At 61.0% G+C, this 18,307-nt stretch carries 17 protein-coding genes; 10 read left to right on the top strand and 7 right to left on the bottom strand.

The genetic code is table 11. The features are described 5' to 3' along the window. Positions 1-1,227 carry an MFS transporter gene (locus AC2ETI_RS28695; protein ID WP_483634719.1) on the bottom strand — a complete coding sequence of 409 codons (1,227 nt, stop codon included), beginning with the start codon at positions 1,225-1,227 and terminating at the stop codon, positions 1-3. 119 nt (positions 1,228-1,346) lie between these two features. On the opposite strand from AC2ETI_RS28695, the gene AC2ETI_RS28690 reads away from it, so the two are divergent. Together AC2ETI_RS28690 and AC2ETI_RS28685 are read left to right on the top strand one after the other, a co-directional pair. Further along, on the top strand, positions 1,347-2,246 hold the full coding sequence (locus AC2ETI_RS28690; RefSeq protein WP_080910231.1) for a LysR family transcriptional regulator: 900 nt from the start codon (positions 1,347-1,349) through the stop codon (positions 2,244-2,246). Positions 2,247-2,314: 68 nt separating this feature from the next. Continuing rightward, positions 2,315-2,803 carry a hypothetical protein gene (locus tag AC2ETI_RS28685; RefSeq protein ID WP_195790995.1) on the top strand — a complete coding sequence of 163 codons (489 nt, stop codon included), beginning with the start codon at positions 2,315-2,317 and terminating at the stop codon, positions 2,801-2,803. 63 nt (positions 2,804-2,866) lie between these two features. Here the strand turns inward: AC2ETI_RS28685 and AC2ETI_RS28680 are convergent, their stop codons facing one another. The 3 genes from AC2ETI_RS28680 to AC2ETI_RS28670 all read right to left on the bottom strand — a co-directional run bounded on the left by AC2ETI_RS28680 (position 2,867) and on the right by AC2ETI_RS28670 (position 5,728). After that, positions 2,867-3,727 carry an alpha/beta hydrolase family protein gene (locus AC2ETI_RS28680; protein ID WP_195790996.1) on the bottom strand — a complete coding sequence of 287 codons (861 nt, stop codon included), beginning with the start codon at positions 3,725-3,727 and terminating at the stop codon, positions 2,867-2,869. Positions 3,728-3,914: 187 nt separating this feature from the next. Next, on the bottom strand, positions 3,915-4,841 hold the full coding sequence (locus AC2ETI_RS28675; protein ID WP_317559078.1) for a LysR family transcriptional regulator: 927 nt from the start codon (positions 4,839-4,841) through the stop codon (positions 3,915-3,917). Next, entirely contained in the window at positions 4,838-5,728 is an 891-nt protein-coding gene (locus AC2ETI_RS28670) for a LysR family transcriptional regulator (protein ID WP_019746013.1), read from the bottom strand. The genes AC2ETI_RS28675 and AC2ETI_RS28670 overlap by 4 nt, the downstream gene beginning before the upstream one ends. Positions 5,729-5,962: 234 nt before the next feature. On the opposite strand from AC2ETI_RS28670, the gene AC2ETI_RS28665 reads away from it, so the two are divergent. The 6 genes from AC2ETI_RS28665 to AC2ETI_RS28640 all read left to right on the top strand — a co-directional run bounded on the left by AC2ETI_RS28665 (position 5,963) and on the right by AC2ETI_RS28640 (position 12,014). Next, the gene (locus tag AC2ETI_RS28665; RefSeq protein WP_134999352.1) at positions 5,963-6,835 is read left to right on the top strand and encodes an ABC transporter permease; all 873 of its coding nucleotides are present in this window, start codon (positions 5,963-5,965) and stop codon (positions 6,833-6,835) included. A gap of 11 nt (positions 6,836-6,846) precedes the next feature. Next, positions 6,847-7,620 (top strand): ABC transporter ATP-binding protein, encoded by a 774-nt coding sequence (locus AC2ETI_RS28660; RefSeq protein WP_225989415.1) that lies wholly within the window; start codon positions 6,847-6,849, stop codon positions 7,618-7,620. 90 nt (positions 7,621-7,710) lie between these two features. Next, positions 7,711-8,667 (top strand): ABC transporter substrate-binding protein, encoded by a 957-nt coding sequence (locus AC2ETI_RS28655; RefSeq protein ID WP_483634718.1) that lies wholly within the window; start codon positions 7,711-7,713, stop codon positions 8,665-8,667. A 52-nt stretch (positions 8,668-8,719) separates the two neighbouring features. Continuing rightward, a complete protein-coding gene (locus AC2ETI_RS28650) occupies positions 8,720-9,817 on the top strand; it encodes a hypothetical protein (protein ID WP_134999350.1) in 1,098 nt (365 codons plus the stop codon). Next, a complete protein-coding gene (locus AC2ETI_RS28645) occupies positions 9,814-10,950 on the top strand; it encodes a CaiB/BaiF CoA transferase family protein (RefSeq protein ID WP_290286708.1) in 1,137 nt (378 codons plus the stop codon). The genes AC2ETI_RS28650 and AC2ETI_RS28645 overlap by 4 nt, the downstream gene beginning before the upstream one ends. 80 nt (positions 10,951-11,030) lie before the next feature. After that, a complete protein-coding gene (locus AC2ETI_RS28640; RefSeq protein ID WP_483634717.1) occupies positions 11,031-12,014 on the top strand; it encodes an NAD(P)H-dependent flavin oxidoreductase in 984 nt (327 codons plus the stop codon). Here the strand turns inward: AC2ETI_RS28640 and AC2ETI_RS28635 are convergent. Then, positions 12,004-12,285 carry a hypothetical protein gene (locus tag AC2ETI_RS28635; RefSeq protein WP_483634716.1) on the bottom strand — a complete coding sequence of 94 codons (282 nt, stop codon included), beginning with the start codon at positions 12,283-12,285 and terminating at the stop codon, positions 12,004-12,006. The genes AC2ETI_RS28640 and AC2ETI_RS28635 overlap by 11 nt on opposite strands. Before the next feature lie 325 nt (positions 12,286-12,610). Here AC2ETI_RS28635 and AC2ETI_RS28630 point away from each other — a divergent pair, with 325 nt between their 5' ends. Further along, positions 12,611-13,627 (top strand): hypothetical protein, encoded by a 1,017-nt coding sequence (locus AC2ETI_RS28630; protein ID WP_283307795.1) that lies wholly within the window; start codon positions 12,611-12,613, stop codon positions 13,625-13,627. Positions 13,628-14,629: 1,002 nt separating this feature from the next. After that, complete coding sequence (locus tag AC2ETI_RS28625; protein WP_031331412.1) at positions 14,630-15,799, top strand: iron-containing alcohol dehydrogenase; 1,170 nt, start codon at positions 14,630-14,632, stop codon at positions 15,797-15,799. A gap of 73 nt (positions 15,800-15,872) precedes the next feature. Here the strand turns inward: AC2ETI_RS28625 and AC2ETI_RS28620 are convergent, their stop codons facing one another. Together AC2ETI_RS28620 and AC2ETI_RS28615 are read right to left on the bottom strand one after the other, a co-directional pair. Then, a complete protein-coding gene (locus tag AC2ETI_RS28620; RefSeq protein WP_483634715.1) occupies positions 15,873-16,559 on the bottom strand; it encodes a TetR/AcrR family transcriptional regulator in 687 nt (228 codons plus the stop codon). Continuing rightward, positions 16,546-18,153, bottom strand: coding sequence for a class I adenylate-forming enzyme family protein (locus AC2ETI_RS28615; protein WP_031331410.1), 1,608 nt, complete (start codon positions 18,151-18,153; stop codon positions 16,546-16,548). The genes AC2ETI_RS28620 and AC2ETI_RS28615 overlap by 14 nt, the downstream gene beginning before the upstream one ends. Positions 18,154-18,307 lie beyond the last annotated feature (154 nt).

The raw sequence follows: 18,307 nt of genomic DNA, 5'->3' as shown, positions 1-18,307 counted from the left end.
CTAGGTTGTCAGTTCATGCTTTGCCACGACGGGATTGCGGAATGTGGCGAGCAGCATTGCGAGAGTGGCGATTCCCGCGGCTATCCAGAAGACCGTTTCGGAACCGGAGTGGTCATGAATGCGTCCACCCGCGAACGCGCCGAGGGCGATGCTTGCATTGAAGACTGCAACCCACAGAGCCGCAGCGGCCTCTCGGTGAACGGGAGCTGCTTGTGCGATCCATGTTTGAGTACTCACCGATACACCACCGTAGAAGAGGCCCCAAGCCGCCATGAGCAGAGCAGCTGTGATCAAGGTGGTAGCCGAGATCGGGAACAGGGCAAGGGTGATCGCTACTCCCGCACTGAGGATGACGACCACAGTCTTCGGAGACTTGGTGGCAGATGGCCCGGCTATGAAGTTGCCGACAACGCCCAGAGCCCCGTAGATCAAGAGCATCGTGCCGATCTGCGCAGGGTGCAATCCTGCGAAGAACTCCAGCCCCGGACGCACATAGGTGTACGCCGCGAAATGAGCGGTGACGATGAGCGCGGTAATCGCGATTCCGACCCGGACTCCCGGGTTCCGAAAAGCCACCACGAGACTGCCGAGCGACAAAGCTTGATCAGCTGGCATCACGGGTAGGACAGCGAACATGGCGAGCGCGATCAGCGTCGCGGCGCAGCTGAGAGTCCAGAATGCCACGCTCCACCCGGCCGCTGCTCCGATATACGTCCCCGCAGGGACACCGAGAACTGAGGCAACCGCGATTCCGCTGAAGATGATCGTGGTCGCCAACCCGACGGATCTGGAACCCACCAATTTGGGTGCCAGGCTAGCGGCGAGTGCCCAGACTCCGCCCATGCTCACACCGAGTAGGACGCGAGCAACAGCGAGGACAGCGAAGCTTGGTGCGAGAGCCGCGAGGGCGTTCGCCGCGGCGACTACAAGCATCAGAACGATAAGCGTCGACCGACGATCGAAGCGCCGGGTCACGATGGGCACGAACGGGGCAGTGGCCGCTGCCACCAATCCGGTAATGGCCAGTGAGAGCCCGATGGTCCCTTCGCTTTCCACCAGGTCAGCACCGATCGGGGTGAGTAGCCCGACCGGCATCATCTCTGCCGCGACAACGATGAAGGTGGACGCTGCGATCAGGGCGACCGCAGCCCAGTGGTTCTCGATGGTGTGTGCGTGGGTTGAGGACGTGGGCGCGGGGCTGTTTTGCCCGGGCGCGGAATGTGGCATGTAACCAGAGAAGCTCCCGCACGCCCAAGGATCAACGGCGAATCGCTCATCCAACCATTAGCTCAATTCATCGATGAGCCATGATGGAGTGGTCGAATGAGTCGAGGGTCGGAGTGAAAATGTCGGAGCCTCCGATGCGTGAGATCGAGTGTTTCCTCGTTCTCGCTGAAGAACTGCACTTCGGTCGCACCGGCGAACGACTGTTCATCTCCCAGGGCCGAGTCAGTCAGCTGATCAGCGGGTTGGAGCGTCGTATCGGCACCAGCCTGGTGGCGCGCACCAGTCGCCGCGTACACCTGACTGAATTCGGTGCCGAGTTTCTTGCGTCGTTGGCTCCCGCGCATCGTGCGCTTGTCGGAGTAATCGAGGACGCTCAGTCAAGAGCACGCAACATGCCGACGCCGCTTCGGGTGGGTTTCCAAGGAGCAATTTACGATTCGATCGCGGCTGCTGTCTCTCGTTTCGAGATACAACATCCGCAAACTTGCGTGACCATCAAAGAATTACCCCTGGGTGATCCGTTCAGTGATGTACTCGCCGGGCGAATCGATGCGGCAGTGGCACTTCTCCCCGTAGATGAGCCCGAGCTGACGACCGGGCTCGTCTTTTCTCGACAGCCCCAGACCCTGGCCGTCTCAGTCCATCACCCGTTCAGTGAACTGGGCGTGATCGACGCCGAACAGTTGGCGCAGATCTGTCTGGTACCCATCACCGGCCCCGCCCCCGACTATTGGCAGCGTGTGAATTCCCCGAGCACGACGCCGGGCGGAGCCACGATTCCCACGCAGGGTGGGGCGAGCACCGTTCAGGAAGGCCTGTCGCAGGTCGCATTCAGTCAGGTCGGCCTCATCCTGTGCGCAGCAACCGCTACATACAGCCAGCGCTCGGACATCACATTCGTACCGATCAACGGATTACCCGAATCTGCTTTGGGCCTCGTGTGGCGTACCGATCTCGAAAGCCCACGACTCCGCGCTTTCGCGAAAGCGATCGAGGAAGCACACACCTGTTCCGCCTGACGGTGATCAGTCAAGTCGCGGAAGGACTCCGGGACGTGGGGATGCATCGTGTGTGGGATGATCGCGCCATGTCTGCGATCACCGACTACTTCACCGCGCGCACGGATGAGCACGCCACCTCCGCCCTCGAGGGACTCGTCGACTTGGAACCAGCGGTGATCGAGGCGAACGATGCCTCTCGCCCGCGGATTCAGTTGGCTGCGGATGGGACTCCAGTTCTGCAGGCGAAAGGCGTCGATCCAGTTGTTGCGCTCGGCCGACTGGAAGCAGCCCTCACCGCTCGCCCCTACAACGAGGTCGCCAAAGGTCCACGCTGCGGGAAACTCGTCGCAATGAGCGACGACGGCGACACCCTCGTGCTCACGGTTACCGACGAATTACGCGATGCACTAGCAGAATTGAACGCTGAAGGTGTCGCCGCCACTGCGGCGGCCTGGGCGATCGACGAGACGAGTAAACCGTCGGAGGACTCAGTGCCGTTCCTGACCGCCTTCGCCGAACTAGCGACCAGAGCTGTGGCTCAGGGCGAACGGATGTACGGCTACGTCGTCATTTGAGCTCCTCAATTCCGCCGATCTGAACGGACAGGCCGTTCGTCTTCGACAACTCCCGACTTACCGTCACCCCGGGATCTGCAGGGCCAGATCGTTGCGGTCGAAGTCGGAGAACTGCTGGGTGTCAGTGCAGTATCCGCAGCTCGCTCCGAAGAACTCGGTGCGAGCGTTCGGATCGTCGAGTAGCCAGTACCGCAGCCACGCCGTGCTCGGCCCGCGCATATCGCCACCGGTGATCGCCGTACCGAAGTGCGTGGCGCCGCGCAGTTCCAGATACTCGGCAGGCACGTGGTCGGCGTCCTCGTACATCGCCCGCACGATCGCCGGCCAAACGATTGCGTCGGCCTGGCCGGCCAGATAGAGAACCGGCTCGTCGATGAGATCGACATCATTGAGCGGGCCTGGTTGGATCGCGACGGCGGTGTCGACGCGGTCGTCGATCGCCGCGTTGATCGCCGCAGACCCGCCCTGCGAGTGCCCCACCGCACCAATGTGTTCCAGGTCGACTTTGCCGTAGAAGACACTCGACGGGCTGGCCGCCTTGTCTGCGATGAGGTCGATTCCCGACCGCATCGTGATGGCGAAGTTGCTTGCCGGTGTATTGGCGGCGACCACGATGAATCCGTGACTGGCGTAGTGGCGCAACAAGGAGGTGTACGCACCGGGGAGCACACCGGTCCCGTTCCCCCAGATCACAACAGGGTGCTTCTCGCCGCGCGCGCCGAGCTGGCGCGGGTAGTACAGAGTGTGCACCAGCCCGATCGAGACATTCGGCGTGTACGGCCCTGCACTCGCCCAGTCGTGCCCGACGCTCGGGATGCCGGGCGTATCGGCAGCCGCTGTTCCGGTTGCGCCCGTGAGTCCTAGTGTCGCGCACAACGCAACCGCCGCTGCAGCATTCACGAAATGTTTCAGAGACTTTCGCATGAAAGTCAACCTTTCGAAGTTGATCCGGAGTGACGTGTATTACATATTCACGGGAAGGCAACCCGTCGGCTTTGTCCCAGGAAACGGACTATCCCAGAAGTGTTGTGTCTGTAGACAAAAATCATCGTTCTCGGTGGACGCCCGGCCGACGCGAATACCCAGAGCGCAAAGTCGAGATCGCCTCGGCCTACGGCTTCCGCGCGGATTGCTCGGCACACAGCCGTAGGAAATGTTCGACGACCTGCGTGTTCTGGCCGTCCTTTGCCACGGCTGCGATCTTCCGTGGCGGCAGTTCGAGTATCTCACCCACAGTGCAGCCCCGTTCGGATGCTCGCTCAGCACTGGAGAGTTCGAGGATGACAGCACCGATCCCTTCGTATGCGAAATCCGCGAAGGCATCGCGATGCTGTGACCTCATCACGAAGGCGTGGTCGATTCGCGGTTCGATCGACCGCAGATGGCGATAGACATCGGAAGTTTCAAACCGCGGTGCGACGACCAAGCCGATGCGCATGAGGTCCTCGCCGATGAATACCCCGTCCACCGGTGGCGGGGTGCCGGGCGGGCAGACAAGGCGCAACTTGTGGTCCGGAAGGCGCACCATTCGAGTCCCGGGAACGCCGGTGGGCGGCGACTCCATTATTGCCACGTCAGCGGTGCCGGCCATGACCGGGTGAATCGCATCGGCCACAGATGACCCCGGCGGAACCGAGATGGTGATTCTCAGGTTCGGCACCTCCGTGCGCAGCGCTCCGAGCAGCACCGCTGTGGGATCGTCCGCAAGGCTCGCTGTCGTGGCAACACTGAGGTGGGGGACTGCTGACAGTAAGAACTCGCGCTCGACCACTAGTCGATCGAGCGCGGCCAGCGCTTCGCGTGCTGGATCGATGAGATTCCGTCCGCGCGCAGTCAGCGTCGCGCCGGCCCGGCCCCGATTGAAAAGCCGTCCTCCGACGCGTCTTTCGAGTCGCGCAATTGATTGAGAGACGCTCGATGTTCCTGTGAACTGGTTTGCCGCTGCTGCCGTGATACTGCCGTGTTCGACGACCGCGAGGAAGTCTTGTAGCTGCCGCGGATCGATTCGCGGGGTCGCGGACTCTCCGAAGTTGCTCACCCGGCGTTCCCCATTCCACCTTCGTCACGTAATCGGCTGGTCGTCTCGATAAACGCTTGTGCCGCAGGCGATGGCGTCGAACCGTGGAACATCCAGATATCACGAGTGAGCGGGGGCCGAGTACGACACAGCACCACACCTTCTCCGACTGTATCGGCGACAGATTCGGGAAGGAAGGCGACGCCGACTCCCGCGCGTACAAGTGGGATCATCGAGGCCACAGAGATAGTCTCCGCAACCACCGCCTCGTCCACAGTGCCTTCGCCCAGGCGTTCCGCCAACAGTCGCCGAGTGACATCGTCACGCGGGCTGGTGATCAATCCGATTCGCAACAGATCCGTCAACGCCGCTGCCCCCTCGCCTTCACTTCGTGCGGCCGGCACCAGCGCAACGATTTGTTGCCGGCCGAGAAGGATACGTTCAACGCCCTCGTCGAACACCTCGTCCACCCCGAGGCCGATATCAGCCTGACCCGAGGCGACCACCGTTCCGATTCCGTCGGTGTCATTGCTGAGCATCGTCACCGCAACGTTCGGAAATTTGCTTTTGAACGCACCCAGGGCCGTGGCCGCTGGATCACGCGCCAGTGTTCGCGGACACACGACCGTCAGCCGACCCCGCTGCACGACGTTCAATGGATGCAAAGCGTGATCCAAATCCCGGTATGCCCGAAGTACTTGAGCCGCCGGACCTGTGAGATCGCGTCCAGCGTCGGTCAGGGTGACTCCCCGCGAGCCACGGCGGACGAGCGTCAGGCCGCACTCTTTCTCCATTCTGGCGAGAGCCTCCGAGATTGTCGGCTGGCTGACCCCCAGTCCGCGAGCCGCAGCGGAAATGCTGCCCCGATCAGCAAGGGCGAGAAAGTATTCCAGATGACGCCGGTCCATTCGGGGTTCCCTTCTCGTGGCAGTCCTCGCGCGCGCCCGATTTTGCGCCCGTCAGCCATAGGTAAACCCTATGGCATACCTCTCGAATGTGGCGTAGACGGGAAGAAGAATCCCGTGATCTGCTTCACATATGAACGCAGTGAGCAACAACCCGGGGAGCTTCGACCAGACGCACCCGTCTGCTTTTGTCGAGCACCTATCGCCGCCTGTGAGCACTACGGAGAAGGCGCCGAAATGACCGAAACCATCACCGCCAGTTCGCCATCCGGCGCTACGTCACCCCGTTCCGCGAGGCGGGCACGCTCTGAGACGAAGCCCGCTCGACAGCGTCGATCCGGTACACGACGCACCATCGGGGTACGACTGGCCCAGGCCGCACTGCTTCTGGTCCTACTCGGAGCGTGGCAGCTCGTCGCATCGCAAGGTTGGATCGAGCCAGTTCTGGCCAAAACGCCAGGCGAAGCCTGGAACTACTTCACCGCAGCAGTGCAGTCGGGGGAGATTTCGACGAACTTGCGTGCCACGATGACTGCCGTCGTGATCGCGTGGATCCTCGCAAGCGCAGTCGGGGTGGCGGTAGGGCTCTCTCTCGGACTGCTTCCGACCCTCGAACGCATCATGAGTCCGTTTCTGGATGCGGCGAATGCCATGCCACGTCTTGCGCTGGCACCTCTGCTTATCGTCATCTTCGGGATCACGATGACGGCGAAGGTCGCTCTCGCGTTCACACTCGTATTCTTCATCGTCTGCTCGAGTGCACGAGCCGGTGTGAAGTCAGTGGACGACGAATGGCTCCGACTTTCCACTGTCCTGAATGCCAGTAAGACACAGGTGTTCTGGCACATTCTCCTCCCCGTCGCGACACCTGGCATTTTTGCCGGTCTTCGGTTGGGGCTGATCTATTCACTGCTTGGCGTCGTGGGTTCTGAACTGATCTCGTCACGGGACGGGCTGGGCCAGCTTGTGTCGATCTACTCGGCCCAATTCCGGATGGAAGCGGTCTACGCGATCCTCATACTTCTCGCAATCGTCGCAGTCGTCCTCAACCAGGCCATGAACTTCGCCGAGCGCTACCTCCTTCGGTGGCAGCCACCGGCTCGACGATGACAGGAATCATCATGGATACCAACGTGATTACACCCGCAGTCCAACTCGACGGACTGACGATATCCTTCTCCTCGCCCGACGGGTCGGCGAAAACTGTGGTCGATAATCTCGACCTCACAATCCCTCGCGGACAGTTCGTGAGCCTGGTCGGCAGGAGTGGTTGCGGCAAGACCACCCTGCTCAACGCGCTCGCTGGACTGGTGGACGCAACAGAAGGGAAGACCGAGGTCCTCGGCACAACGCCATTCGACGCTCGTTCTCGGATGGGCTTCATGATGGCCCGAGATGCGCTGTTCCCGTGGCGAACAGCGCAGAAGAACGTGGAGTACGGTCTCGAATTGAGGGGAGTACCCAAGGCGGAGAGACGAACTCAATCCGCGCGCTGGCTTGCGGCCGTTCAAATGTCCGAGGCGTCACGGCTGTGGACTTGGCAACTCTCCCAAGGGATGCGCCAGCGTGTCGCGTTGGCCCGAACGTGGGCTCTGGATCCGGACATCTTGTTGATGGACGAACCGTTTGCCGCCCTCGATGCGCAGACCCGAGTCGAAGTACAGCGAGAATTCCTCGAGCTTTGGCAATCCCAGGTAGGCCGGACGGTCATCTTCGTAACCCACGACCTCGGCGAAGCCATCTGTCTCTCCGACCGCGTTCTGCTGCTCGGGGCCGGCCGGGTGATCGACGACGTCTCCATTGACATCGAACGCCCCCGCGAACTCGAAACCCTCACCGCCGAACCTCGATACATCGAAATCTTCAACCGGCTGCGTGGTCAGCTCGACCACTGATGTGCCCAGCCAACTCAGCTTGATTACTGATGTGCCCAGCCAACTCAGCTTGATTTCTGATGCGCCCAGCCATCAAGGAACAGGAATCCCATGAAACTTCGACCTTTTGTCGGCACAGTCATTGCAGCGTCCCTACTGCTTTCCGCGTGTGGAGGGGGAGGGCGTCCGAACGACGGTAGCGTCGCCATCGGGGTCTACCCTGCGAGTGCTTTGTCCCTACCTGTCTACGTCGCCGTCCAACAAGGAATGTTCGACAAGGAAGGCCTCCACGTCGAGCTCATCGACGGAAAGAACGGGCCCGAACTCATCAGCGGTCTCATCGGCGGTACAACCGATCTCGCGGTCGGTGCACCCGGAACCGTCGTGCCGGCCATAGAGCAAGGGCAGAGTCTGCGGCCACTGTCCCCGTACGGGTCGATCGATCTTGCCATCGCCGTGACGAAAGACAGCGGCATCACCACCATCGAGGATTTGTCCGGCAAGCGGATCGCCATACCGTCACGTGGCGGCGCGGCCGAGCAATTCGTCAATCAGCTTCTCGCAGAGAGAAACATCGACGCATCCACGGTGCAATTCATCGCAGCGGCACCCACCGCGAGTCAGATACCACTCGCGCGAAAGGGCGACATCGATGCCGCCGTTCTCACCGCTGCCAGCCAAGCCGTATTCGATGCTCAAGGAATTCCGATGACGGCGATTACAGAAGTAGACCCGGTGGGCTCTGACGGCGTGAGTTCATACGGCCTGGGCACGGTGCTCGTCACGACAGCCACATTCGCTGAATCCGATGCTGCTGCCCCCGTTTGTGCGGCGCTCGAGGCCGCAGCAGGGTGGATAGCCGATCCCGCGAACGAGCAAGCAGGAGCTCAACTTCTCACCGAGCGAATGAATGTTCCTGCTGACAAAGCCAACCAGGTGTGGGCTTCGCAGAAGACCCTCTGGCCGGTCGAGATTTCAGCCGACCGATGGACCCAGAACGTCGCATGGGTGAACAACCAGACCTCGGGCAAGTCCGACGCAGACGTCCCTTTCGACCCCCTCTGCTGACCAACGCCCCCCATACACAATCCAGTTCGTCTACTACGAAAGAGAAGAAACGATGACACAACTCGCTGACCAGTCAACACAATCCGAGTCCCAGCACGATCGCCGGCAGCTCACCGAGGCTTGGTCTGCAGTCACCGACAGTCTTGCGACATTCGGTTCGACAGCTGCCGCCACAGGATCGCCGCTGGACAGCGCCGAAGGCGTACGGCACGCACTTCGTCTGTTCGGATACCTCGCCGAGATGAACATCGAGCGCCAAGACGTACTCCGGCCTGAACTCTTCACCCTGATGTCACCGATGCGAAAGTTCTGGGGAGACGGCATCGACGTCGACTACTGGACTGCGATGATCGACCCCAACGAGACATATCGCATTCACGGTAACCGTGGCACAGTGCCCTACGTCGCCGTCCTCGCCAATCGTGTGGGCGCGTCTGGGACCGACAGGGTCGCCGACAACATCGTCATCGACGACAAGGTGTGTGATGCGGACGGCAACTTCGAGATCTTCGTCGCACAAGAACTTGAGGGGCGCAGCGGCATTCGGCTGGATGAGCGCTGCTTCGACGTAGTAGTGCGTGTGTATCACAAGACGCGTAAGGCGGAGATCGATCCCGTTCTCCACATCGAGCGCCTCGGTCCGCCGCCTGGTGCACGCCCCGATCTCGACACGGCGTGGCTGGCCCAGCGCCTCACGAAACTTGCTCGTGGCATGGACGTGAGCCTTCGACGCAGTCTTCAGCTCATCGAAACACTCAGTCAGTCTCCCAACGAGATTCGCGTGACCTCGGAGCAGCGAGGGTGGGGAGACTTCTACGGCACCAGCTCCAACCAATACGTTGCCGGCTGGTGGTCACTGAAAGACGCTACTGCCGTAGACATTACGTTCACCATCCCCGACTGCACCTACTTCGGAGTGATGCTGTACAACCACTGGTTCGAGTCCTTCGAGTACCGCGACCACACCGTCAACCTCAACGACGCACACTTCGAGCGCAATGACGATGGAACCGTGACGATCCGAATCGGGGGAGTAGAAGGCGACAGAAACCGACTGAACCCCTGCAACCACACCGAAGGCATCTTGTTGGCGCGCTGCCTGGAGCCCGCTGAGGATGTCACTTCGCCTCATGTGGAGATCATTCGATGACCGACCAAGTAGACCTGCCGTTGGCAGGTGTCCGAGTAGTGGAGATCGGTCAACTGATCGCAATACCCAGCGCCGGGCAGCAGTTGTCCGATCTCGGCGCCGAGGTCATCAAGCTCGAGCCTCCAGGTGGTGAACCGGCCCGACAAATCGACGCCGACTACGCGCGCGGCATCTTCTACGGGTACAACCGTGGAAAGCGTTCAATCTGCCTCGACCTCAAAGACTCCGCCGATCTGCAGCGAGCTCGGGATCTGATCGCATCGAGCGACATCTTGCTGCACAATCTTCGCCCGGGAACCCTCGATCGATTGGGATTCTCCTCTGCCGAACTCCAACGCCTGCGACCGGAAATCATCGCCGTCTCGGTGAGCGGGTACGGGGCGGAAGGCCCGTCCGCTACCCGCGCCGGGCTCGACATCGCTGCGCAAGCAGAGAGCGGACTGATGTCGGTGACGGGTGAGGCGGATGGCCCGCCACAGCGTGTGGGCGCACCGGTCATAGATCATGCAACGAGCTACGTCGTCGCCCAAGCGGTACTGGCAGCGCTACTGCGGCGCGATCGCACCGGCAAGGGCTCCTCCGTCCGAGTTTCCCTGCTCGACGTCGCAATCCACTTGCAGACCGCCAACTGGATCGAGTGGCAAGTGTCTGGAAAGGCTATGAGCCGCAAAGGGAACGGACAACCTAGCGTCGCACCTGCCGCAGACGTCTTTCGTGCCGTCGATGGCGAGCTGGTGATCAGCGGCTACCAACCGCGAGCCTGGATCGAACTGTGCAAGGCGATCGACTTACCAGAGTTGGCCGACGACCCGCGGTTCTCTACCAACACACTGCGCGTGGAAAACCGTGCAGTCCTCGTCGCCACGATCGAGAAGCAGCTGTGCCACCGCAGCGCCGCCGAGGCGGTAGAGCATCTCACCGCAGCCGGAGTGGTTGCCGCGCTTGTGCGTGACTACGACCAGGTAATCTGCGCCGACGATGTGATTGCGAACCGTACCTTCATCCCCGGCACCAACGAACGTGGCGAGCAATATTTGACGCCTGCCATGCCCTATCGCGCCGAACCGCCGATGGCACGAACTGATCCCTCGCAGGTCCCGGCCTTGAACGAGTGGGCGTCGTCGATGGGCTGAATGCGTCACTCTGGCCGAAAACGGCTTGGCAACAACGTAACTGACAAACCGATATCCATGCATCATCGAGGAGATGTCCAGTGCTGACAACCGCATTTACCGAGACGTTCGGAGTTAGTCACCCCATCGTCCAAGGCGGCATGCAGTGGGTGGGGAGAGCAGAACTCGTAGCGGCAGTTGCAAACGCCGGCGCGCTCGGCATGCTCACTGCTCTGACACAGCCGACACCTGACGATCTTGCCCGAGAAATATCCCGAACGCGCGAGCTCACCGATCAACCGTTCGGAGTCAATCTCACAATTCTCCCCACGATCACGCCCCCGCCCTACGACGAGTATCGGAACGTAATCATCGATTGCGGAGTGAAAGTCGTCGAGACGGCCGGCTCGTCTCCAGCAACCCATCTGCCACACTTTCACGGCGCAGGCATCAAGGTTCTCCACAAGTGCACCAGCGTCCGCCACGCGGTCAAAGCCCAAGCCCTCGGTGTCGACGGCATCAGCATCGACGGGTTCGAATGCGCCGGGCATCCAGGGGAAGACGACGTACCTGGTCTCGTTCTCATCGCTGCAGCAGCAGAGCGGATCAGCATTCCCATGATCGCGTCCGGCGGATTTGCCGATGCGCGGGGATTAGTGGCCGCCCTGGCGCTTGGCGCCGACGGCATCAACATGGGCACTCGGTTCATGTGTACCGAGGAGTCTCCGATTCATCGCAACATCAAAGAGGCGATAGTTGCTGCCTCCGAGGTGGACACCGAGCTGATTTTCAGGTCACTGCGCAATACCGCTCGCGTAGCACGCAACAGCATCAGCCTAGAAGTTATCGAAATTCTCTCCAGTGGCGGCAATTTCGAAGACGTTGGACATCTTGTTGCCGGTGCGCGGGGCAGAGCGGTGTTCGACAGCGGCGACCCGGAGGCTGGCATCTGGACGGCGGGGACTGTGCAAGGATTGATTCACGACATCCCCACAGTGGGTGAATTGGTGGAACGTATTGTCGCAGAGTCCGAAGCACTGATTGCCGGACGGCTTACCGGCCTCCTGGATCCTGTCAGCGCCTGACTACGTCCCGAACCCGCTGAGCGCTACCGTCGGCCAGTTCTTCGCGCATGATCGCTGCCGTTGCGCTCGCCGACCCGCATGCCGCCGATACCTCGTCCTCGATGCGTCGTGCGGTGACGGTGAGCTCTTCCAGATCGCCTCGCGGCGTGTCATCGCGCTCGATCGTTTCGGATGCGTCCAGACGATCATTGACGCCAGGACGAGGAAAGGAGGTGTACTCCGAATTGCTTGGGGTCATCAGAGTGACGACCGCAAGGATTTCGATCGGCACCGAACACGATCTACTCGACGTTGTGGCCATGGGGCTACCAAAACATCACCGTCGGCCCGCAGCAGCTCCCCCATTACGTCCACCGACATTTCTTGGCTTCGACTGCATACAGCAAGGACGAGAGCCCGGCGTGCCCGTCCCGACTGTGCGATCGTCGAAGTCGTCTGGCAACCCTTTCAAGGCACCTACTCCCTATGGCGCCCCGATCCCCGCAACAATCTTGCGCTTGACCGAACACTGAAGTCTCACGCGCCCGATAGCGTTCGCGATAGAATCCGATATTTCGCTCGCATCGTCTGGGGCACACCGAAGGGGAATCAAGAGCATGCATGCGGTACCGACCCGGAGGGCGAAATTCGTTGCAGCGGGATTGATCATCGCTGTGGCTACTGCTGGTGCTATCGGTGTATCGAAGATCTTCGCTGCACGCCCATCCTCTGCGAATATCGAAGAGACCATCACGAAAGCGGAACGTGGACGGCACAATCCAGCGTGTGAACCCATCCCGTCGAGGCCCGATGTGGCTGCGTTGCGTCGCTCTTCTGACGCGTCGGTTCGTTTGACGAACGTGGTACAGACTGCTGCGCAGCTCTTGCGAGTCAACGGAGCGGCTTGGGGGCCCCAAGTCGCTGTCGGTACTGAGCTATCCATTGATGAAGCTTTCGAGAACGCCGGTTCGATTCCCGGAGATGCGATAGTCGCAGAAGCGGAGTGGCTTCGTCAGGCGCAACGAGATGGACTCTACGACGACGCAGATCGTTCGCTCGATTCGCTTGTCCGGCACATCGAGTCGACAACCATCACGGACGTCGACCTCGCCAGCCATCTGGGGCCGAATTGGCCCGCAGTAATCGATGTCGTCGGGACTGTCGCCGCGATCGGGTTCGAGGAGTACGTGAGCAAGGTGCGCGCGTCACCCCCGATGAGAGCAGCTGACGCGCTCGACCTTCGATCCGCGTTGCGGGAGAACACGGTAGCCCTCGGCCTGGAGGCGGAATGGGACGGTGCTCAGGAGTTGGTCGCTCTCTACTTTCAAGGATGCACTTCGGCCGCGCTGAGCCGGCGAGAAGCGAACCTTTCGGTCGAGGATTACATCCATGATTGGGACCTGGCGGAGGCTCTGGCACGCGACGCCGTAGCTGCTGCTTTCGCAGCAGATCTCACGAGCAACGAGAACCGTGGACGAGTCGAGATCTTGGCACAAGGTCTTCAGATCATCCAGGCGCCAGACGAATTGGGTCCAAACGACCGGTTGACCCGATCCGTGGATCCGAACGAAAACTTGCATCCGGACGAGGTCGCGCTTCTCGAACTGGAAGATCCATTGATCGAGGGCGAGTGACACAACCAGAGCCTCCGGCGAGTGTGGCGCGGCAAGCAGAAGGGCGGTTGCCGATGTGGCACCGCGCTCTTAGAACCGAAGTGACGCAACATCATCGTGCTCTGCTCTTCGGTGCCCCCTTGCTCACGCAGACAACGCAGCACCTCCTTTCGATACGGACGTAATCGAACCCCGAAAATCATGTCCTCTAGCTGACGGTCCATCCAGTCGAAGAAACAGTTCGCGTCGTGCGGCGGCAGCGGATTTACCGTGAGTATGCCCAGTCTCGAAGCCCCAGCAGAAGCCGAGGGTCTCGACTAACTTTGCCGGACCGACTGCAATGGTCAGCTTCGGCGGAGTGAATCTCGGAAGAAGAAACCTTCGTCCCCGATATGCCAAGTCCCTTTGCAGCCGGATCGACCCGCGGCACGCCTCGCGATAATTGTTCACCTCAGTGCCGCTGTTCCGACCAAGGAAAGTTCGAGGCGCTTCTCCACGGCGAAGTCGATGCATGTCGCGCCGTCGACACCATGCACCTGAGTGTTGGGAAGGGTGCCGCACTGGATTCGGCGTCCGTCACCAGAGTGTCAGTGATGGCTACACCATCCCAGTACTCAACCCTCGCGCCATCACGCAATTGGTTCCAGAAACAGACAACCAGCGGTTAGGTAGTTCGATAATTTGCGGATCGAATCCACCGTAACCGATCCTTGTCTGGCACTGGAGATGCAACAGCGCTCTTCATCTAAGCCGTGGGGATTGATAGATAGGTGCAGATCAAGCCTGCAATGTCTCCCAGGAACTCACCTCGCCCCATGGTTTCGCCAGCCAAGCACACAATCGATTGTGGCGTGCGCCACAAATCTCCTATAGGGTAACCACTGTTAGCCTGCGACGGGGTGCGAGACATTTCCCAGCGCCGGATCCACGCTCTATCCCACTCCTGAACAGACCGAGGGAGAGCTGAGCGCTCTTGACGACGTCGTAGTGGATTGAGGATCAAGAAAGAAAGATGGTATTGCCGTGCAGTCATCACTTGTCTCTCTGCCGTCCATGGAGAGAGTCCGCATTGGCGCTCCGGTCGCGGAGGCCGCAGCCCAGGAAGCAGAATTGCTCGGGGCGACCCGCGTCTTCGTCGTATGTAGCGGGACGCTCAACTCGCAGACCGACGAGATCGCTCGGGTGATCGAGGCACTGGGTGATCGATTCGTGGGACTGTTCGATGCGGTTCGACCCCATGTACCGCGCGAAGACGTCATTGCTGCCACCCGAGTTGCTGCCGACGCCGATCCGGACATGCTGTTGTGCGTGGGCGGCGGATCGGCGACGGACCTGGCGAAGATCCTTGCAATCACTCTGGAGCACGGAGTTCGCGAGGCATCGCAAATGGACGCCTACCACCTGCAGGTCAATCCCGACACATCGGTGACCGCCCCCACCTTCTCCGCCCCGAAGATCCCGGTAGTGGTGGCGCCCACGACCCTGGCGGGAGGTGAGTTCAACGCGTTGGCCGGGTCGACGGATGAGAAGAGCAACGTCAAAGAGGGTTACTTGCATCCGGCGATGACCCCGAAGGCTGTCATCCTCGATCCTGCACTCACGCTGCACACGCCGGAGTGGCTGTGGCTGTCGACCGGGGTTCGCGCACTGGACCACGCCTTCGAGACCTTGGGCTCGCTCGAATCGAACGGGTACTACGACGGGATGGCGATGAATGCCATACGACTGCTCTCCGAAGGACTCGTCCGAGTGAAGGAGAACACCGACGACGTGGATGCGCGGCTGATGTGCCAGGTCGGTGCATGGTCGTCAATGGTCGCGATCGTCGCAGGCCTCGACATGGGCGTCAGCCATGCCGTCGGGCATGCACTCGGCGGCTCGTTCAACGTCCCGCACGGGTACACCTCGTGTGTCATGGCGCCTTTCGCACTCGAGTACAACCGCGAGGTCAACGAGCATCGCCAGGCGCTGATCAGTGCGTCCTTGGGTGCGCCGCAAACGCCCGCTCACGAGTTGGCGGACTCGCTCATCCGGCGGCTCGGCATGCCGAGATCGCTGGGAGAAGTCGGGCTGACCGAAAACGACCTCCCCAGTCTGGCTACGTACACGTTCAAGGACATCTGGTGCGGGACCAACCCGAACCCCATTGCGAATCCGGACGCTTTGGTTCCTTTGTTGCGGCGGGCACTCTGATCGAGCCCGAAAACAGGTGATCCCCCTCCACGTCGGGTGGAGGGGGATCACCTGTTTTCGAGCTGAACGGCCGTCACCGTCGGCTGGACGTACCGCCGTTACCACTCTGCGTTCCGGGACGGTGACGGAGAATTCCGACGACGATGTAATCCACGTAGGTTGCCACCAGCGCCTCGATATCGTGGTCGTCTCGAAGCCACCAGCTCACACCATTCATGAGGTCGAGCACCGCAACAGCCGCACGCTGTGGGTCGGCGATTTCGAACTCTCCGGCGCGGACCCCGGCAGCAATCACATCGCGCACACGCCTCTGGTAGTACTTGCGGTACTCGAGCACCCTCAGACGGTGTTCGTCGGTAAGCGCCGAGATCTCTCGTAGGCTGACCAGATGCTCGACCCTGTTCATCGCTAGATGCCGCAGATGAACATCGATCAGCGAGGTGAGACGCTCGGCCGGTGTTCCAGGTTCGTCGAGGACGAGTAAATGCTCGTCGACCGGGTCCCGGGTCATCTTGAGCGCGATCGCGTAGAGGATCTCCTCTTTCGAGGTGAAGTGGTTGTAGAGGCTCGCGCCCTTGATTCCCACCGAATCTGCGATGCCACGCATACCGGCCGAGTGGTAGCCCTGATCAGCGAAGTATTCGGCCGCCGCGGCCAGTATGTCGTCACGTCTGCTTGGAAGACCTTCAAGCCGTGGTCGACCGGATCCGGGTGTCGCGCTGCTGGCAGGATCGATGTTCAGCGTTTCAGTCCTTTGCATACAGGCGGCGTAGTTCTCTCTTGAGCAGCTTCCCCTGAGGGTCCGTGGGCAGCTCGTCCACAATCGTGATCGCCTTTGGAACCTTATAGCCTGCGAGCACGGCCTTGCAGTGGTCTCGCAACTCCTGGCCGGTGAGATCGCTGCCGTCTACGACGATGACGAAGCCGGTGACCGCCTCGGACCAGTAGGCGTCCGGAAGTCCCACGACGGCGGCGCGCGACACCTCGGGGTGGGCTTGTAGTACTCGCTCGACCTCCTGCGAGGACACGTTGTAGCCGCCCGTCTTGATCATGTCCTTGCTGCGATCGAGGAAGAACATGTTGCCCTCCGAATCGCGACGTACGATGTCGCCGGTGTGGACCCAACCACCGTCGAGGACAGCGGCGGTCTTCTCGGGATCCTTGTAGTAACCCAGCATCACCGACGGCGTGCGACAGAGGAGTTCACCTCGCTCTGCTTCATTTCCGTCGGCATCGACCACCTTGACCTCGAGATGGCCTACAGGCTTGCCGATCCAGGTCGGATCCTGATCGGGAATGTCCTCGAGTCGCTTGAACCAGCCGACGGAGCCCAACTGCGTCAACTCGGACTGACCCCAGTAGGTGCCCCACACCGATGCGGGCGCCGCGTGGTGCCATGCGTCCACCGTTCGCGGCGAGACCTGACCTCCGTAGGTCAGGCAGCGCTGGATGGTCCCGACAGTCTCAGGACCGAAGTCAGGATGATCTGCGAGCGAGATGAAGAAGGTCGGGGTTTGAGCCAGGACGGTGATCTGCTCCGTTTTGATCATGTGCAAAGCGTCGGCAGGCGCGAGGCTGGCCGGGAGCACGAGCGTCGCTCCCAATAGCAGGAGCGAGGTCAGGGAGCCGATTCCGGCAATAGTGTGGAATGGCATGACGTAGAGCCAGACGTCATCGTCCAGGCATCGCAGTCCCCATGTGTACGCGGGTGCGGTGGAGACCAGGTAGTTGCGATGCGGCAGCATGACGCCCTTCGGAGCCGCCTCGGTTCCACTGGTGTACACGATCATTGCGAGATCGTGCTCGTCCACATCACAATCCGGCTCTGTCGGCGACGAGGACTCGAGGAGTTGATCGAAGCAGTGGCCGCCGAACTCGTCCGTGCTGTCGAGAACAACGATTTCGGGGCGGGTACCGAGTCCCGCCAGCGCTTCTTCCAGTACCGGCAGGAATTCCGCGGCCACGACCACAACCGCGGGCTCGAGGTGCCCGATCTGTTGAGCCACTTCGTTCGGTCCGAAAAGGACATTGATGCCGGAGTACACCGCCCCTATTTTGAGAGCACCGTAGTAGGCGACTATCGACTCCACGCGATTGCGGGCCATCACGGCGACCCGGTCACCGCGGGAAACACCGAGTCCGAGGAACATGTGGGATGCCCGGTTGGCATCCTGATTGAGCGCACCGTAGGTGGTCACGGTGCGTCGACCACCTGGGGCATACGACACGATCGCCGGCTTCGAGTATCGACTCTGCGAGTGGCGGCGTAGCTGGTCGCCTAACGTCGCTCGCCCTAGCGGTGACGACTGGGTCGCTGTGAGGGATCGGACAAGCGGACCTGAACTCCGTCGCATATCAGTGGCATCCGATTCGACACTTGTCGACAGATCCATGGTTCCTCAACTTCCTGAATGCTTACCGCGGTTAGTATGATGTGGCTCATACTGTCATCGGCATCCTCGCGGGTCAAGCGAAGTTTTCAAGCAATAATCGGAATATTAAGATCGC

The sequence above is a fragment of the Rhodococcus sp. MurmanLake-1 genome (assembly GCF_056945715.1).
Note: the sequence above shows the minus strand (reverse complement) of the source record. Positions and strands in the feature narration are given on the sequence as shown.